12 protein-coding genes are annotated in these 15605 nt (G+C 70.4%); 10 read left to right on the forward strand and 2 right to left on the reverse strand.

The window, feature by feature from the left end; all coding sequences use genetic code 11:
• Positions 1–78 precede the first annotated feature (78 nt).
• The 8 genes from ACFV3I_RS02660 to ACFV3I_RS02695 all read left to right on the forward strand — a co-directional run bounded on the left by ACFV3I_RS02660 (position 79) and on the right by ACFV3I_RS02695 (position 10644).
• The gene (locus ACFV3I_RS02660; protein ID WP_136030491.1) at positions 79–1320 is read left to right on the forward strand and encodes an ABC transporter substrate-binding protein; all 1242 of its coding nucleotides are present in this window, start codon (positions 79–81) and stop codon (positions 1318–1320) included.
• Between the two features lie 68 nt (positions 1321–1388).
• Positions 1389–2294: a carbohydrate ABC transporter permease gene (locus tag ACFV3I_RS02665; RefSeq protein ID WP_136030489.1), complete on the forward strand. Its 906-nt coding sequence runs from the start codon at positions 1389–1391 to the stop codon at positions 2292–2294.
• Positions 2291–3196, forward strand: a complete 906-nt coding sequence (locus tag ACFV3I_RS02670) for a carbohydrate ABC transporter permease (protein ID WP_136030487.1) — start codon at positions 2291–2293, stop codon at positions 3194–3196. The genes ACFV3I_RS02665 and ACFV3I_RS02670 overlap by 4 nt, the downstream gene beginning before the upstream one ends.
• Before the next feature lie 19 nt (positions 3197–3215).
• Positions 3216–4250: an NAD(P)-dependent oxidoreductase gene (locus tag ACFV3I_RS02675; RefSeq protein ID WP_206252045.1), complete on the forward strand. Its 1035-nt coding sequence runs from the start codon at positions 3216–3218 to the stop codon at positions 4248–4250.
• Positions 4250–5335 carry a dihydrodipicolinate synthase family protein gene (locus ACFV3I_RS02680; protein WP_247638111.1) on the forward strand — a complete coding sequence of 362 codons (1086 nt, stop codon included), beginning with the start codon at positions 4250–4252 and terminating at the stop codon, positions 5333–5335. The genes ACFV3I_RS02675 and ACFV3I_RS02680 overlap by 1 nt, the downstream gene beginning before the upstream one ends.
• Positions 5332–6348 (forward strand): hydroxyacid dehydrogenase, encoded by a 1017-nt coding sequence (locus tag ACFV3I_RS02685; RefSeq protein WP_136030481.1) that lies wholly within the window; start codon positions 5332–5334, stop codon positions 6346–6348. Before ACFV3I_RS02680 ends, ACFV3I_RS02685 begins: the two co-directional genes overlap by 4 nt.
• A 160-nt stretch (positions 6349–6508) precedes the next feature.
• Positions 6509–8656 (forward strand): peptidase C14, encoded by a 2148-nt coding sequence (locus ACFV3I_RS02690; protein WP_378822314.1) that lies wholly within the window; start codon positions 6509–6511, stop codon positions 8654–8656.
• Between the two features lie 284 nt (positions 8657–8940).
• Complete coding sequence (locus tag ACFV3I_RS02695) at positions 8941–10644, forward strand: glycosyl hydrolase (protein WP_247638113.1); 1704 nt, start codon at positions 8941–8943, stop codon at positions 10642–10644.
• A 177-nt stretch (positions 10645–10821) separates the two neighbouring features.
• Here the strand turns inward: ACFV3I_RS02695 and ACFV3I_RS02700 are convergent, their stop codons facing one another.
• Positions 10822–11679 (reverse strand): SDR family NAD(P)-dependent oxidoreductase, encoded by an 858-nt coding sequence (locus tag ACFV3I_RS02700; RefSeq protein WP_378822315.1) that lies wholly within the window; start codon positions 11677–11679, stop codon positions 10822–10824.
• Complete coding sequence (locus ACFV3I_RS02705; protein WP_136030065.1) at positions 11676–12338, reverse strand: GntR family transcriptional regulator; 663 nt, start codon at positions 12336–12338, stop codon at positions 11676–11678. Before ACFV3I_RS02705 ends, ACFV3I_RS02700 begins: the two co-directional genes overlap by 4 nt.
• Before the next feature lie 149 nt (positions 12339–12487).
• On the opposite strand from ACFV3I_RS02705, the gene ACFV3I_RS02710 reads away from it, so the two are divergent.
• Together ACFV3I_RS02710 and ACFV3I_RS02715 are read left to right on the forward strand one after the other, a co-directional pair.
• Positions 12488–13849 (forward strand): MFS transporter, encoded by a 1362-nt coding sequence (locus ACFV3I_RS02710; RefSeq protein ID WP_378822316.1) that lies wholly within the window; start codon positions 12488–12490, stop codon positions 13847–13849.
• A 144-nt stretch (positions 13850–13993) separates the two neighbouring features.
• Positions 13994–15529 carry an ABC transporter substrate-binding protein gene (locus ACFV3I_RS02715; protein WP_136030061.1) on the forward strand — a complete coding sequence of 512 codons (1536 nt, stop codon included), beginning with the start codon at positions 13994–13996 and terminating at the stop codon, positions 15527–15529.
• Positions 15530–15605: the final 76 nt, after the last annotated feature.

Consider the following 15605-nt stretch of genomic DNA (forward strand, 5'->3'; position numbering starts at 1 on the left):
AGAACTTGTACTTGACGAATTATCCCAGCCCAATGTCATAATGAACCGTACTCAGCACGGTTTACGCAAAGGAGCACCATGCGCGTCAGCAAGATCACCGGCGTCGTCGCGGGAGTCGCGGCCGCCACCCTGTTGGCCGGATGTTCGGCCGGCGGAGGCACCACCGCAGAGGGCGAGCAGGACATCACGGTCTGGCTCTACCCGGTCATCGCCGACGAGGCGGTGCACAAGGACTTCTGGGACTCGACCATCGAGGCGTTCGAGAAGGAGAACGAGAACGTCAACGTCTCCTACGAGATCTTCCCGTGGGCCAACCGCGACGAGGCCCTCCAGACCGCGATCGCGGCCGGCAAGGGTCCCGACGTCGTCTACCTCATCCCCGACCAGCTCGCCGCCTACCAGAAGTCGATCGCGCCGCTGAACGACCTGCTCAGCACCGAGCGTCAGGACGACCTGCTGCCCAACGTCAAGGAGTCCGTCACGATCGGCGGCGACATCCTCGGCGCCCCCATCCTCACCAGCGCCCAGCCGCTCATCTGCAACGCCGCCGCGTTCGAGGCCGCCGGCGTGACCGAGTACCCCGAGACCTGGGACGACGTCGCCGAGATGGCACCCGCGTTCGTGGAGAAGGGCATGTACGCCCTGAACTACCCGGCCTCCGCCGAGAACACCCTCAACCTCACCTACTACCCGCTGCTGTGGCAGGCGGGCGGCGAGGTCTACACCGAGGACGGCGAGGTCGGCTTCGACAGCAAGGCCGGCGAGAAGGCGCTCACCTTCCTCACCGACCTGGCCGAGGAGGGCGCGCTCGACCCCGAGGCGCTCACCACCAACGTGCCGCTCGAGCAGACCGCGATCGCGCAGGGCAAGGTCGCCTGCACCTGGAACAACGCGGTCACCGAGGTCGCGCCGTTCTGGGGCGAGGAGAACGTGAAGGTGCTCGCGCCGCTCAGCGACAAGGAGTCCGTCGCGTACGGCACCGTCGGTTCGCTCTCGGTGCTCAAGGGCTCGAAGGCGAAGGACGCCGCCGCCGCGTTCGCCGAGTACGCCACCGGCGCCGACGTGGTCGAGCCGTACCTGACCGCCGCCGGCTACTTCTCCGCGCTCAGCACGACCGAGCCGCTGTACGCCGACGACCCGCTGCTCGGCGAGGTCGAGAAGTACGTGCCCGACACCACCGTCGGTCAGCTCGACGCCAGCTCCCGCGCCCTGATGGGTGTGCTGTCGCCCGAGATCCAGGCCGCCCTGCTCGGCCAGAAGTCGCCCGCCGACGCCCTGAAGGACGCCGCGGCCGCCGCAGCCCCGCTGCTGCAGAAGTGAGGCGACGGGGGCGTGCGGACACCCGCCGCACGCCCCCTCCTCTCCGCCCCCGACGTGAGGAAACGACAATGACGACGGCCACCACGGCACCCAAGCCCGCAGGGCGCGTCGCCCGGGTGCTCGCCCGGCGGGAAGCGCGCATCGCGTTCCTGTTCGTGCTCCCCGCCTTCCTGCTGTTCATCGCCTTCCGCTTCGGCCCGAGCATCGCGGGCGTGGCGCTGAGCTTCTTCGACTACGACATCTCCGGCGAGATCGCGTGGCGCGGACTCGACCACTTCCAGCGCCTGGTCGCCGATCCGCTGTTCTGGCGGGCGCTCGGGACCACCGTCATCTACACGGTGCTGGCGGTGCCGATCGCGCTCGTGCTGTCGACCGTGATGGCCCTCGGCGTGCGACGGGCCTTCCGCGGCGCCCGCTTCTTCCGGTCGATCTTCTTCCTGCCCGTCATCACCTCGCTGGTGCTCGCCGGCTCGATCTTCGTGTGGATCTTCTCGGCGAACGGCCCCTGGTCGGCCCTGATGGCCCCGCTCGGGCTGGGCGGCTCGTGGCTCGGCAGCACCGTGCTCGTGATCCCCGCGATCGTCGTGGTGGGCGTGTGGTCGCGGTTCGGCTACGGGATGATGATCCTCATCGCGGCGCTGCAGGACGTGCCGCGTGAGCTGGAGGAGGCCGCGCTGGTCGACGGCGCGAACGCCTGGCAGCGGTTCCGGTGGATCATCCTCCCGCACCTGCGCCCCACGTTCTTCTTCCTCGCGGTCATCGAGACCACCGCGGCCTTCCAGGTGTTCGACGTGATCTACGTGATGACCCAGGGTGGTCCGGCGAACGCCAGCTACTCGCTTGTCTACCTGCTGTACGACCAGGGCTTCCGCTACTTCGACTACGGCTACGCGGCCGCCGTCGGCGTCGCCCTGTTCGTCATGACCCTCGTGGTCGCCCTCATCCAGCGCCTCGTGATCGGAAAGCAGAAATGACCGCTCTCCTGCAGCCCCCGACGCAGACCGCCGCGCCGACCCCGCAGCCCGCGCCCCGCAAGCGCCGCTCGTTCCGCGCGCTGGAGCCCACCGGCTGGGGCGTGGTCGTGCGGTGGATCTGGCTGAGCCTCGCGGGCATCCTCAGCTTCTTCCCGTTCTATGCGATGGTCGTGCTGAGCCTGAAGCCCGGCATGGTCGTCGAGCTCCCCGGCTCGCTGCTGCCCTGGACGGACATCTCGTTCGACTCCTACGCGCAGGTGCTCGGCGGTCAGAACATCCTCGGCTGGCTGTTCAACACGCTCGTCTACTCGCTCGTGTCGGTCGTGGCCGTGCTGTTCCTCTCCGCGCTCGCCGGATACGCCTTCGCCAAGAAGCGCTTCCGCGGCAAGGAGGTCATGTTCTGGTCGTTCCTGGCGATGGTCATGGTGCCGTTCCACGTGACGCTGATCCCGACGTTCATCCTGATGGCGAACCTCGGCGGCATCGACACCTACTGGGGCCTGATCCTGCCGACGCTCGCGAACGCGCAGGCCGTGTTCCTGATGCGGCAGTTCATCCAGGGGCTGCCCGACGAGCTGTTCGAGGCGGCACGGATCGACGGTGCGGGGGAGTTCCGCATCTTCCTGCGGATCGTGCTGCCGCTGTGCAAGCCGATCCTCGCCACCCTCGGCATCTTCGTGTTCCTGTGGCACTGGAACGACTTCCTGTGGCCGCTCATCATCGCCAAGTCGAACTCGATGTTCACCCTCACCGTGGGCATCTCGTCGCTGCAGCAGCAGAACGTGCCGCTCAGCACCATGCTCGCCGGCTCCGTCGTGGCGCTGCTGCCCATCTTCCTCGCGTACCTGATCGCCCAGCGGTACGTGCAGGAGGGCGTGACCGGCACCGGGATCAAGGGCTGAGAAGAAGGGAAAGCACCACATGACTCAGCACAGCTTCGCCTCCGAGGCCGAGCTCGAAGAGGCCCTGGCCACGCCGAGCGACGCGCTCGTGGCCGACCTGGCACGCGGATCGGGCGACCTCGTGATCCTCGGCGCCGGCGGCAAGATGGGCCCGACGCTCGCGATGCTCGCGCGCCGCGGGATGGACGCGGCCGGCCGGACGGACGACGCCGTGTACGCGGTCTCGCGCTTCGGCGACGCCGCGATCCGCGAGCGCCTGGAGGCCGCGGGCGTGACCGTCGTGCCGTTCGACCTGATCGAGAACGACGACTTCTCCGCCCTTCCCGACGCCCCCCACGTGGTGTTCATGGTCGGCGCGAAGTTCGGTGCGGCGACCAACGCGTCGTGGGCGTGGGAGGTCAACGCCGCCCTGCCCGACCGGGTGGCCCGCCGCTACCGCGACAGCGCGATCGCCGTGCTGTCCACCGGCAACGTGTACCCGTTCGTGCCCGCGTCGTCGGGCGGCGCGTCGGAGGATGTGACCCCGGCGCCGATCGGCGAGTACGCCCAGTCGTGCCTCGGACGGGAGCGGGTGTTCGAGTTCGGTGCGCAGGAGCGCGGCACGAAGGTCGCCATCATCCGCCTGAACTACGCGGTCGACCTGCGCTACGGGGTGCTGGCCGACATCGGCACGGCCGTGCACGCGGGCGAGCCCGTGTCGGTCGCCACCGCCAACGTCAACGTGATCTGGCAGGGCTACGCGAACGAGGTGGTGCTGCGCAGCCTCGTGCACGCGTCGACCGACCCGTTCGTCATCAACCTCACCGGGCCGGAGCTGCTGAGCGTGGAGTCGGTCGCCCGCGGCTTCGGCACCCTGTTCGACCGCGAGGTCACGATCGTCGAAGAGCCGCAGCCGACCGCGCTGCTCAGCGACGCCCGCCGCTGCATGGCCCTGTTCGGCTACCCGTCCGTGTCGGCCGAGGAGCTGATCCGCATGCAGGCCTCCTGGATCGACGCGGGCCTGCCGATGATCGCCAAGCCCACCAAGTGGGCCGTGCGGGACGGGAAGTTCTGATGTCGTCGTCGTCCGCGGACACCGCGACCGTGCCGGTGCTGCGACCCGAGGCCGCGGCCACGCTCGCGCGCGGTGCCGTGATCCCCGCGCACCCGCTCGCGCTGACGGCCGACCGCACGCTCGACGAACGCCGTCAGCGCGCCCTCACGCGCTACTACCTCGACGCGGGCGCCGGTGGTGTCGCGGTGGGGGTGCACACGACCCAGTTCGAGATCCGCGACCCGGAGCACGCCCTGTTCGAGCCCGTGCTCGCGCTCGCCGCGGAGGAGCTCGACGCCCGCGCGGGTGCCGAGGTCGTGCGCATCGCCGGTGTGGCGGGCGGCACGGCGCAGGCGGTGGCCGAGGCCGAGCTCGCGCGCGGGCTGGGGTACGACGCCGTGCTGGTGAGTCCCCGCGTCGCGGGCGCCGACGAGCGTGCCCTGCTCGAACGCGCCCGCGCCGTCGGCGAGGTGCTGCCCGTGGTGGGCTTCTACCTGCAGACCGCGATCGGCGGGCCCGTGCTCGGCCGTGACTTCTGGCGCGAGTTCGCGTCGATCCCCTCCGTGGTCGCGGTGAAGGCCGCGCCGTTCGACCGCTACCGCACGCTGGAGCTGGTGCGCGGGGTGGCGGCGTCCGGTCGCGCCGACGACATCGCCCTGTACACCGGAAACGACGACGCGATCGTCGCCGACCTGCTGTCGGAGTTCCACGTGGACTCGCCGTCCGGCCCGCGCACGCTGCGCTTCGTCGGCGGGCTGCTCGGCCAGTGGGCCGTGGGCACGCGGGCGGCCGTCGCGCTGCTGGAGCGGGCGCGGCAGGCGATGGACGGCGACGCCGAGGCGTACCGCGAGCTGGGGCTGCTGGCCTCCGACATGGTCGACGTGAACCAGGCGGTGTTCGACCCGGGCAACGACTTCCACGGCGTGATCGCGGGCGTGCACGAGATGCTGCGCCAGCAGGGCCTGCTCGACGGCACGTGGTGCCTCGACCCGGCCGAGGGGCTCTCGCCAGGGCAGGCGGAGGAGATCGCCCGGGTGCGCCGTGCCTACCCGGCCCTGAACGACGACGCGTTCATCGCCGCGCACCTCGAGGACTGGCTGCGATGAGCGCCGCGGCGCCCGCGGTCGTCGTGGCGGCGGTTCCGGAGGCGCTGTCGGCGGAGTTCTTCGCGCCCGCCGACCTCGAGCGCCTGCACCGTGCCGCGGCCGCCGCGGGCGGGAGGTTCGTGCGGGTCGAGTCGCTCGACGACCTCGACCCCGCCGAGCTGCGCGGGGCACGGGTCGTGATCACGAGCTGGGGTGCCCCGCCGTTCGACCCCGCCCTGCTCGCGCGCCTTCCGGCGCTGGAGCTCGTGGCGCACACGGGCGCGTCCGTCAAGGCGTTCGCGACCGGGGAGCTGTTCGACCGGGGCGTCGCGGTGACCCAGGCGGGCGACGCCATGGCCCGCCCGGTCGCCGAGGTGTCGCTCGCCTTCACGCTCGCGCTGCTGCACCGGCTGCCCGAGCTGTCGCACGGGGTGCGCGCGGGCGGCTGGTACGACGCGGCCGCGGTGGGCACGCAGCACGAGATCCTCGGGGCGCCCATCGCGGTGATCGGCGCGTCGCGGACGGGTCGTGCGTACCTGCCGCTGATCTCGGCGCTGGGCGCGGAGCCGCTGCTGGTGGATCCCACGATCGACGCCGCCGCGGCCGCCGCCCTCGGTGCCGAGCTGGTGCCGCTGGACGAGGCGCTTCGTCGCGCCCGCATCGTCGCGGTGCACGCGCCGACGCTGCCCGAGACGCATCACCTCCTCGGTCGGCGGGAGCTCGCGCTGATGCCCGACGGCGCGGGACTGGTGAACACGGCCCGCTCGTGGCTGGTGGACGAGGCCGCGCTCATCGACGAGGTGCGTACGGGCCGCCTGAGCGCCGCGGTGGACGTGTTCGACGAGGAGCCGTTCGGCGCCGACAGCCCGTTCCGCACCCTCCCCGGGGTGCTCGTGACGCCGCATCGCGCCGCCGGCACCCACGAGGGGCGGCTGCGGCAGGGCCGGATCGTGGCGGACGAGGTCGCGGCGTTCTTCGAGGGCCGACCGCTCGCCCACACGGTGGATCGCGCCGCGCTGGCGTGGATGGCATGACCGCGGCGATCGCGCGCGGGGACGACCCCGCCGGCTGACGCGGGGTGGATCGTCCGGGCGGGAGCCCGGGGTGCTGGGGTCGGGGGACTCGAGGGAGGACGCGGCTCGGCCGGACGGCCGGACGCCTGACCGCGGCGACGACGCCGCAAGGAGGATGAGCATGACCCAGCAGGAGATGACCGAGACCGCCGCGCTGCGCAGCAGGCGCATGCTGCTCGCCGGGTTCGGTGCCGCCGCGCTCGGCGGTGTCGCGGCGGCGGCCGCCCCGAGCGCCGCGCAGGCCGCCGGCCCCGTGGCTCCACAGGACTCGTCGGGCTCGAAGACCGTGGCGAACGCCGGCACGGCTGCGGCGCTCGCGGCTCGCAAGGGCAAGGACGGCGACCTGGTGCGCACGAGCGGCTACGCGGCTCCCGGCGACGGCGGCGCCGGCCTGTACCGCTTCGTGAAGAAGGACGGCCCTGCGGCCAACGGCGGCACGGTGCTCGCGGGGCCGAAGGGCGGCGTCTGGGTGCTGGTGCACCAGGGCACGGTGGACTTCCGGGTGTTCGGGATCATGGACGCCTCCGTCCCGGCCGACGACGCGCTGGACGCGCTGGTGGGCGACGCGAGCGTCCGCCGCATCGAGGCGTACTGCGACCTCAACTTCGTGCGCCGGCACCGGTTCACCCGTTCCAACCTGGCGTTCGACTTCCACCACCACCTCATGACCACACAGGGCATCGAGAACGCCGGCAAGGACGACCCGTTCGCCGCGGTCATGTTCTTCCGCGGCGAGGTGACCGAGGCGGTGCAGGAGGCGCGGCTCGGCGAGAACGTGCCCGACCTCGCCGACGTCTTCCCGGTCGCCGACTCCTCGTTCTTCGCGGTCGGCGAGTGGTACGCGGCCGAGGTGAACGCGCTCTCGGGTCGCTGGGAGCGCGAACTGCAGCGGCTCGTGCAGGTGACCCAGATCGTCGACGGCACGCACATCCGCGTGAACTACAAGAACGGCTGGCCGCTCGGCAAGGACCGCACCATGACGTGGCGGCACGTGAAGCCCGTGCAGGACATCACGGTGTCGAACCTGAAGTTCCTGGGCGGAGGGACCGACGAGTACACCGGCTCGCACCCGCTGGCGTTCGAGTACGCGGTGCGCTGCGACGTCGACCACATCGACGGCACCGCCACGTTCTGGCCGCTCATCCAGCGTCGCTGGAACACGTACTTCAGCACCGAGAGCTGCACGCTGAAGAACCCGACCTCCGTCACGTGGGGTGGCGCGGGCTACCTGACGCAGCAGATCTACTGCCTGTACGGGTACGTCGCCAACTGCCACACCGCGAACGCGCGGCACCTCAACGACTTCACGGCGAGCGCCTACTGCCTGGTGGAGAACTGCCACGGCGACGGCGACGACCAGGGCCCGTTCGTGACGCACGGGCAGTACGAGCACGACCTGACCTACACGGGCAACTCCGGCCTGATGACGTTCGCGAACTCGGGTGCCGCGTGGGGCTCGGCCGCCAAGCGCATCACGGTGCGCAAGCACGTGTGCTCGTGGTTCGTGGCGCGCGTGCGCATCACCGACCTCACGCTGGAGGACGTGCAGGTGATCGGCAAGCCGTCGCTGTCGGGCTCCGGCATGCTGTGGATCAACGCCGACGGCGCGCAGCTGCGCGGGTGCACCGCGTCGGACACCCTGATCATCACGCAGGCGTCGGACAACTCCGCCCGCCCGACCGTGATCGCCGACTCGCACATCACGTTCGTCGCTCCGGGCGACCTCACCAATGCGACGGTCACGACCCCGGTCACCTTCGTCGACACCGTGCTCACGAACGTCGGCGGCGTGAAGATCGGCGGGGCGGGCGCCGTGACGTTCCGCGGCTCGACCCTCACCGCCGCGGAGGACTCCGCCCCCCTCGCGTCGTCGTCCGAGCGGCTGCGGTTCGAGGGCGCGACCCTGCGCAACGTGCGGATCGCGGCGGCCAGGGGCGAGCGGCAGACGCTGGAGTTCGCGGGTGCGGACGTCGCGGCGAAGGGCGGCACGGGGATCGGGCGGACGGGCGCGGGCGAGCTGCACGTGACCCTGAGCGACAGCACCTTCCGCGGCGACGGCGGCACGACCCACGTCTCCCTCACCTCGGGCGCGACGCACTACCGCGCGGTCGGGAACCGGTTCGAGGGCGGCAGGCTCGAGCTGGGGGCCGACGCGTTCGGTGCCGAGTCGACGCTGCTGCACACCGGGAACGTCGAGGCCGGGGTGACTCGCACGGCCTTCCCCGACGCGGGCGACCGCGTGGTCGACACCGCGAATCTGCTGGTGTGAGGGTGCGCCGCGGGAGGACCGTTCGTCGGCTCTCCCGCGGCCGTCGGGATCGTATCGCTCTGGAATATGGGTAACGCGTTACATTCTGTCGCATAGGGTGGACACCGCTATCTGTTCGCAGGATGCACGAGGGGGAAAGCTCGGCCCGCATCCGAACCAGAAGAACCCGGTGACATCCCGAGAGATCCGGGCGGTCTTCCTGACCCTTCGAAATGATGAGATCACTACGTAATTCGATTCACCCTGTCCGCTCTACCCTGCTCGCCTCTCTCGCCGCCGTCGCGGTGATCGGCTCCGGTGCCATCGCGGCACCCTCCTCGGCCTCCGCCGCAGACGCGGCGTCGAACGCCATCGCCTCCGTGATCGAGAGGGGGTCGGAGTGGTCGTACTACCGGTCGACCACGGCGCCCTCGTCCGACTGGCAGACCGGCTCGTCGTCGTGGGACACCGCGAAGGCTCCGTTCGGCGCCGGTTCGCGGGTCGGACGCGTCGCGACGAAGATCCCGTCGTCGACCGACCGCCCGCTGTCGACCTTCTTCACCAAGAGCTTCACGCTCACCTCGGACCTCCCCGAGTGGTCGTGGCTCAACACCTGGGCCGACGACGGCATCGTGGTGTGGATCAACGGCACCGAGGTCGGGCGCAAGAACGCGCCGACGGGCGACATCACGGCGAAGAGCTACGCCACCGCCGCGCCGTCGACCACCTCCGCCCGCTCGAACCCGGTGTCGTTCTCGATCCCAGTGAACCTTCTCCACGAGGGCGAGAACACCATCGCGGTGCAGGTGCTGGCCAACTACCACGCGACCCCCAATGTGAGCTTCGACGCACACCTCGTGCGGGAAGACACCCCGTCGGGTCAGGCCGTGGCTCCCGCGCCCGCCCCGGCTCCGGCCCCGGCTCCGGCTCCGGAGGACGACTCCACGCAGGTCGCGCCGCCGGCGAGCGAGCAGGAACCTCCGGCCGAGGAGCCGGCTCCCGCACCCGAGCCGGCCCCCGCCCCCGCTCCCGCGCCCGCGCCGGCGACGGACGGGAGTGGGTCGGCGACGAGCGACCCCGACGCCTGCGGTGCCCAGGCGATGCTGGCCCCGTCGTGTGGCGCCCTGTGGGGCGTGTACGCCACCGAGGGCGGATCGAACCTCGTGACCTCGGTCACCGATCTCGAGGCCAAGGTCGGGCGCAAGTTCGACATGACCATGCGGTACCACGACTTCTCCACCCACGTGCATCAGGGGCAGTTCCCCGACGCGGAGGAGCAGACGCTGGGTCAGGACCGCACGCTGCTGTTCTCGTGGCAGTCGCGCGTCTCCGACACCAACACCATGATCGCGTGGTCGCGCATCACCAAGGGCGAGATGGACTCGTACATCGATTCCGCCGCCGACCGGGTCAAGGCGTTCGGCAAGCAGGTCATGATCGCGTTCGATCCCGAGTTCGACAACGGCCCGAACGAGGAGAAGGGCACGATGGCGGACTACGCCAGCGCCTACCGCCACATCCATGACCGTTTCGAGGCCAAGGGCGTGACCAACGTCGCGTGGGCCTGGGTGTCGACGGGGTACCTCGGCGACGGGAACGACGACCGCATCATGCAGGGCTACCCCGGAGACTCCTACGTGGACTGGGTGGGTTACGACCCGTACAACTTCTACACGTGCAACGGCACCGGGTGGACGACGTTCGCCGACAAGATCGATCAGAAGTACCACTTCTTCACGCAGGGCAGCCTGGGCACCAAGCCGCAGATCCTGTCCGAGTACGGCACCTCGTACAACACGTCCGACCCGGCGCTCGCGCAGGACTGGCACCGCGACATCCCCGATGCGCTCAAGGACTACCCGAACCTGAAGGCGCTCGTGCGGTTCAACTCGCCCGGTGCCCTGGGCACGGGGGAGAAGTGCACGCTCCAGATCGAGAACGGCCCCGGCATGCTCGAGTCGTTCAAGGACGCGGGTCTGGATCCGTTCGTGAACACACGCGGGAACTGACCCCGCGTCGAGCCGCTCCGCTCGACAGGACTGCGCCCCCTCGGGCGCCGGTGCCTCACACACCGGTGCGCGAGGGGGCGCTCCTCGTGTCACGACCGCGGGCGATCGCGTCCGCGGGATCCGGCGACGCGCGATCGGCGTCCGCGGGATCCGGCGACGCGACCGGCGTCCGCGGGGTCAGTCCTCGGCGGCGGGGAGTCCGACGAGCTCGGCGCTCCGTTGCCACAGGGCCTCCGCGAGCACGGGGTCGTTCGCCTGCGGGTTCACCCGGGTGGTGAGGACGCGCTCGTCGTAGTAGGCGCCGGAGGTCCAGGTCTCGCCCGGGGTCCCGTCGATGAACCACCGCAGGGTCGCCCCTCCGCGGTCGGTCCCGATCAGGAGGACGTGCCGCAGCGGCGACCGGTACACCAGCCGCATGATGCTGGACGAGTCCGCCGCGAAGTTCGTGCGGACCGTGCCGGGGTGGAACGCCACGGCGCTGAGGCCCCGCGCGTGGAACCTCTCGTGCAGGCTCTTCGCGAACAGGATGTTGGCGAGCTTCGCGTCGCCGTAGGCCTTGTTGGGGCTGAAGCGGCGATGGTTGTCGAGGTCGTCCAGGTCGAGGTGCCCGAACAGCCGGTGGCCCACGCTCGACGTGTTGATCACGGCGCCGCGCGCCCGGAGCAGGTGGGGCAGCAGCAGGTTCGTCAGCAGGAACGGTGCCAGGTGGTTCACCTGGAACGTCTTCTCGTGGCCGTCGACCGTGGGGGTGCGGTCGCCGAAGATGCCGCCGGCGTTGTTGGCCAGCACATCGATGCCGTCGTCGCCCACGGCCGCGTCGATGCGGGTCGCGAGGGAGCGGACGTCGTCGAGCCGCGCGAAGTCGGCCACGTGATGCTCGGCTCCGGTCTCCTCCGCGACGGCGCGGGTCTTCTCCGGGGAGCGCCCGACCAGGATCAGCCGATGCCCGGTGTCGGCGAGCTGACGCGCGGCGGCAGCGCCGATGCCGTCGGAAGCACCGGTCAGGACGATGGTGCGGCGGCCGGTCGCGGTCACTCGGCCTCCGCCTCGACCGTCGGGGTGATGCGCTCGACAGCGCGCGTCACGTGCTCGGCGATCACGGCGCGGGCGCGATCGGGGTCGCCGCTGGCCACGGCGTCGATGATCTGCTGGTGGCTGCGCACGTGCTCCTCCTGCTCGGCGGGGTCGAGCGCGGCGTTCGCGGCCTGGATGAACCCGGCGATCCGACCACGCAGCTGGGCGCTGAGCTCGTCGAGGAACCGGTGCTCGGCGAGGTCGGCCAGCGTCTCGTGGAACAGCCGGTCCTGGCGCAGCACCTCCGCGATGTCGCCGGGCGCCGCATCGGACATCGCCTGGATGATGGCGCCGAGGCGTGCCGCCGACTCCTCGTTCCACCGCTCCTGCACGCGGATGGCCATGAACTGCTCGAGCACGATGCGCAGGCTCGAGATCTCCTCCAGGTCTTGCGCGGTGAGCTGGGCCACGCGGGCGCCGCGGCGGGGTTCGCGTGTGATCAGGCGCTCCTCGGCCAGGCGGGTCAGCGCCTCGCGCACCGGGATGTGGCTCACGCCGAGCCGCTCCGCGAGCTTGCGCTCCACCAGCCGTTCGCCCGGCGCGAGCTCGCCCGAGTGGATGGCGGCCCGAAGCTCGTCGGTGACCTGTTCGGCGATGTTCTGATCCGACACGCTGCGCATCCGGGACCCTTCTCGGTTTCGCGCGGCCCGGTGCTCGTCGCGCGGGGCCTCTTCGCTCGCTCGATGCTATGGCATCCGCGACAGGACTGGACAGAACGACGCTGGTGCTAGATGCTATAGCAAAACCCAGCGATGACGAAGGAGTTGTCATGTCCGGCACTGACTCGGCCGCCCAGGAGCGCGCCGCCGACGCCGCGGTGGGAGCCGCGGCCATGAAGAAGGCGATCTGGCGGCTCGGCCCGTTCCTCGGACTGCTCTACCTCGTCGCCTACATCGACAGGAACAACGCGGGCTTCGCCAAGCTCGAGATGACGGCCGCGCTGAACATCACCGAGGCGGCGTTCGGCTTCGCGGCCGGCATCTTCTTCATCGGGTACCTCCTCTTCGAGGTGCCCAGCAACCTGCTGCTGGAGAAGTTCGGCGCCCGCAAGTGGGTCGCGCGCATCATGATCTCGTGGGGCATCGTCGCCGCCCTCACCGCCTTCGTGCAGGACGAGACGCAGTTCGCGATCGCGCGCTTCATCCTCGGCATCGCGGAGGCCGGGTTCTTCCCCGGCGTGCTGCTCTACCTCACGCTCTGGTTCCCGCGGCAGTACCGCACGCAGGTGCTCGCCGTGTTCGTGCTGTCGAACCCGATCGCCAACGCCGTCGCCGCACCGCTGTCGGGCTGGATGCTCGAGCTCCACGGACTGTGGGGTCTGGACGGCTGGCAGCTGGTGTTCCTCCTGCAGGGCGTGCCCGCCGTGCTGCTCGCGTTCGTCGTGTTCTTCTGGCTGCCGGATCGCCCGCAGGACGCCCGCTGGCTGAACCCGGCCGAGCAGCGGTGGATCACCGACACGCTCGCCGCCGAGACGCAGGCCACGGAGCAGCGCCACGGCCGCCTCCGCCTGGGCGAGGTCTTCCGCAACGGGCGTCTGTGGACGCTGATCGTGCTGTTCTTCGGCGTCGTGTTCGGGGCGTACGGCCTGGGCATGTGGCTGCCGACGATCGTGAAGAGCATGGGCGACTTCTCCAACGCCACGACCGGATGGCTGGTGGCGTTGCCCAACCTCTGCGCGGCGCTGGTGATGCTGCCGTGGGAGCGCGCCGCGCGGAAGCAGGGCAACATCCCGCTCCAGATCGGCATCACGCTGAGCATCACGGCCCTGTCGCTCATCGCAGCGGTCGCGGCGCAGGGCACTCCGATCCTCGCGCTCGCGGCGCTGTGCGTCGGGATGTCCGCCCTGTTCTCGACCACGCCGCTGTTCTGGAGCCTGCCGCCCATGGTGCTCACCGGCACGGCCGCAGCGGCGGGACTGGCGTTCATCAACTCGGTCGGCAATCTCGCCGGGTTCGCCGGACCGTACGCGATCGGCTGGATCAGCCAGACCACGGGATCCGCCGTGTGGGGCCTGCTGCTCATCTCCGGGCTCACCTTGCTCGGGGCGACGATCGCGTTCGTGCTGAGCCGTCGCGCCGACTTCACCACGGCGCCCGCACCGGCGCCGCAGTCGGCGCCCGCCGCGCGCTGAGCCGCCCGGATCGGCGGGCGTAACGAGAACGTAACCCCGCCGATCCGGTTCGCTCTAGACGCCCTCGCGCTTTTGCTACATGCTATAGCGAACACCCTTACCCGAAGCACCACCCGAAGCACCACCCGACACCTGGAGGCACCCATGTCGCGTCGTCGCGTCCTTCTCGGCGGAGCAGCGCTGCTCACCGCCGCGCTGATCACCGCTGGCTGCAGCACCTCATCCACCCCCGACGGCTCCGCCCAGGACGGCGGCACGCTCACCGTCGCCGCGGCCCAGGGCATCCCGCAGCTCAACCCGGCCATCCGCACCTTCGCGTGGGAGGAGGTGCTGTTCCCGCTGCTCTGGAACGGCCTCACCACCACCGACGAGTCCGGCGAGATCGTTGGCGACCTCGCCGAGAGCTGGGAGACCTCAGACGACCAGAAGACGTGGACGTTCACGCTCCGCGACGGCGTCACGTTCTCCAACGGCGACCCGTTCACCGCGGAGGACGCCGTGGCCTCCTTCGAGTACTACCTCGACCCCGAGACCGCCACGCAGGAGAAGAACAAGATCGACATGGTGACCGACGTCACCGCCCCCGACGACAAGACCGTCGTCATCACGCTCTCCGAGCCGATCGCCACGTTCGACGCCGGCATCGTGTGGGTCAAGATGCTCGACGTCGACGCGCTCGACACCATCGACAAGGAGCCCATCGGCACCGGCCCCTACATCGTCGACGCCTTCACACCCGACGACAGCCTCACGCTCGTGCCCAACCCCGAGTACTTCGGCGACGCCCCCGCGCTCGACGAGATCAGGATCGTGAAGGCCGCCGAGTCCACGGCCGCCGTGACCGGACTGCGCTCGGGCGACATCGACGTGCTGTGGTCGGTGCCGCAGGGCGACGTCGAGGGACTGGAGGCCGGCGGCGACATCGCGCTCGTGAAGCCGGAGAACCCGAGCCAGTGGCCGTCGTGGGAGGTCGACACCACCTCCCCGCCGTTCAACGACGTGCGTGCGCGGCAGGCCCTCGCATACGCGATCGACCGCGAGGCGATCCTCGACGCCGCGTACTACGGCCAGGGCACGGTCTCCCCGACCAACAACGCCCTCGGCGAGGTGAACCCCTGGTACGGCGGCGACCTGACCGACTACTCCTACGACCTCGACAAGGCCAAGGAGCTGTTCGCCGAGGCCGGCGTGACCGAGGGCAGCACCCTCACCTGGTGGGGCGTCGCCGGCCAGTACCCGGAGTGGAACACCAGCGGCGAGATCCTGCAGGCCAGCCTCAAGGAGATCGGCATCACCCTGAAGATCGACAACAACGACGTCGGCACCTGGGTCGACTCGTTCTACCCGGCGGGCAAGAGCTTCCCGGGCTACATCGTGCCGAACTTCCAGTCCACGCCGCCCGAGCCCGCCTACTCGCTGAATTTCTATCTGGAGGGCCGCTGCGAGTGCAACTGGGTCGACCCGGAGTTCCAGTCGGCCTTCGCCGCCGCCGTCGCCGAGCCCGACCAGGCCGCGCGTGCCGAGAAGTGGGGCACCGTGCAGACGATCATCAACCAGCAGGTGCCGCTGATCGTGCCGCTGCAGTCCACCGTGGTCACCGCGACCAGCACGAAGGTCGACGGCGTGTGGGTCGAGGGCGGCGGGCAGCTGCACCTCGAGAACGCGCAGCTGAAGGGCTGACGTGCTCCTCTCCGTCCTGCGGCGGGTGGGGGGGAGGGGTGCGGTGGTGGTCGTCCACCCATCTCCCTTGTTTTTT

Source organism: Microbacterium sp. NPDC059771, from assembly GCF_042732495.1.
Taxonomy (GTDB): Bacteria; Actinomycetota; Actinomycetes; order Actinomycetales; family Microbacteriaceae; genus Microbacterium; species Microbacterium sufflavum.